Annotated in this window: 4 protein-coding genes and 1 pseudogene; all 5 read right to left on the bottom strand. The window is 71.8% G+C overall.

What is annotated here, in order from left to right; genetic code table 11:
* Positions 1-447: pseudogene (locus GPA_RS19295) on the bottom strand (hypothetical protein); the annotation flags it as partial.
* Complete coding sequence (locus GPA_RS11770; protein WP_083809105.1) at positions 444-1019, bottom strand: TadE/TadG family type IV pilus assembly protein; 576 nt, start codon at positions 1017-1019, stop codon at positions 444-446. The gene GPA_RS11770 and the pseudogene GPA_RS19295, both read right to left, overlap by 4 nt.
* Positions 1020-1049: 30 nt before the next feature.
* A complete protein-coding gene (locus tag GPA_RS11775) occupies positions 1050-1217 on the bottom strand; it encodes a hypothetical protein (RefSeq protein ID WP_227154943.1) in 168 nt (55 codons plus the stop codon).
* Between the two features lie 56 nt (positions 1218-1273).
* Positions 1274-1519 (bottom strand): class III signal peptide-containing protein, encoded by a 246-nt coding sequence (locus GPA_RS11780; protein WP_015539998.1) that lies wholly within the window; start codon positions 1517-1519, stop codon positions 1274-1276.
* A gap of 77 nt (positions 1520-1596) precedes the next feature.
* A partial coding sequence (locus tag GPA_RS11785) for a type II secretion system F family protein (protein WP_041239556.1) occupies positions 1597-2170 on the bottom strand: 574 nt, incomplete at its 5' end.

Below are 2170 nucleotides of genomic sequence, written 5' to 3' on the forward strand. Positions count from 1 at the left end.
GAAGGGCAACGCTTTCTGCAGGCGGTTCAGCCCTGCGGCAGCCTTCTCGGCGAACTCGTCGCGTGCCTCCACCACCTTGCGCGCGGCCTTCAGCAGCACCTCGGACGCGCCCGCCGTCGCAGGCGTGCACAGCGCGGCCACGCCCAGGCCGGCCGTTGCCGCCCCCGTGAGCGAGAGCGAGAGCACCACGGCATCGCACACCCTCACGGCGATCATGAACTCGGCCACCTCGTTCTCGGCCGCGAGCGCAGCCGCGTCCGCCACGTCCTGCACGTCGGCCGAGGCCGAGCTCACGCGGTATACCTGCGCCGACGTGAACACCAGCGCCAGCGTGACGAGCAGCGCCAACGCCACGCCCACCGTGGTGAACCCATCCTCGTCGCGAAACAGGCCGAATGGCCGCCGACCGCGCTTGTGCGCGCCTCTCTCCAACAGCTTCCCGCTCATCGCAGCCACGCCCCGATCCACCCGGCCGGGTCGCGGCCGGCCTCGGCACCGTCGACCCAGGCGGGCTGCGCGGGAAGCGACACCGTCGTCTCCAGATGCAGGTTGCCCGCCGCGTCGGTCATGCCGAGCAGCGCCGCTCCCGCATCCAGCAGCGGCAGCGGACACACGTCGGTGCCCACGGTCACGCTCACCGTCTGGGATCCTTCGTCGCCCGCCAGCACGATGTCCCAGCTGCAGCCTCCGCGGTGCACGTGGAAGCAGTCGTGCGGGGGCACCGCGCCCAAGCGGTGGCGCACGAACGCCTCGCAGCTGCCGTCCATGTCGCCCTGTGCGGCGATCTTGGTGGCGAGCAGCCGGCAGCCCTCCGCCGCCGCGCCCTGCATGACCATGCGGTCGTACAGCAGGATGCCCGGCTGCAACAGCAGCAGCAACGCCGTGAACAGCACCGGGATGAGCACCGCCGCCTCCACCGTCGCCTGCCCGCGCTCGCGTCCCGCGAAGCTCCGCCTTGCCCGCCACGTTCGCCTTGCCCGCAGCGCCCCGCCCCCGAACCGAGGATTCTGGCCTGCCATGCCGCCTCCTTTCCCTTTCCTCCGCTTCCGTCAGTACAGGAACACGTCCGCCACCGCGCCAAGGGCGGCGCCCTGCACGTGATGCGACGCCGCCATGAGCGCGTGCCCCACGAACAGGCCTCCCTCAAAGGAGCGCCAAAGCGCCCCGCATGCCACGATCACCGCGAGCAGCCCGGCCGTGACCAGCGCGAACTCCACCGTTCCCTGCCCTTGCTCGTCGCCGGGCCCCGCCTGGGGCCAAGCGCGACCGCCGCTCACAGCCCGTTGATGCCGCTGGCTATGGCATCCCACAGCTCCTGCAGCTTCGGGCGGAACACCGTGATGGCCAGGATGGCTATCACCACCAGCACGCCCACCAATATGGCGTACTCGGTGGTGCCCTGCCCCTTCGCCTGCACGAGCCTCGTCCGGCAGGCGGCCGCCCAACGCAGGAGGTCTGCCCGGAACCGCTCGTTCCAGCGCTCCCACGCCATCCGCCCCGCTTCCATCCGCTTCTCCATCGAACGCTCCTCTCGTCTCAACAAGTCCGGCCCCCGGGGCAGCCTTCGCACCCGTCCCGCCCGCCGCCGCGCCGCCGTCAGAACCCGTTTGCCAGCTCCAGCAGCACCGGGCCCAGCACCAGCAGCAGCATGGCCGGGAGGATGAGGGCGCCCGTGGGCATCATCATCTTCACCGGGGCCTTCGCCACCCGCTCCTCCAGGCGTGCCCGATGCTCGGCGCGCGCCTCCGCGGCGGCCGACTCCAGGCTCTCGGCCAGCGAGGAGCCGAACCTAAGCGACCGCACCATGTTCTCCACCACGCGGGCGAGCTGCTCCGAGTCGTACGTCGCAGCCAGGTCGCGCAGCGCCTCGTCACGCGTCGTGAGCCCCAGCGACCAGCGGCGCCGCGCCGACGCGCAGGCTTCCGCGAACGGCGTTTCGAAGTGCGTGCCGTACAGCTCGAAGCTGCGGTCGAACGACAGGCCGCTGCGCAGGCCCAGGGCCGTCACCTCCAGCATCTCGGACAGATGCCGTTCCACCTCCCGCGCACGCCGCCGCTCCGCATCACTCACGGCCCAGCGCGGCGCCAGCGCGCCCGCTGCGAGTCCCACCCCGCCGAGCAGCACCATGAGCTCGTTCGACAGCACCGCCCCCACCAGGCCACCGACGACG

The sequence above is a fragment of the Gordonibacter pamelaeae 7-10-1-b genome (assembly GCF_000210055.1).
GTDB classification, from domain to species: Bacteria; Actinomycetota; Coriobacteriia; order Coriobacteriales; family Eggerthellaceae; genus Gordonibacter; species Gordonibacter pamelaeae.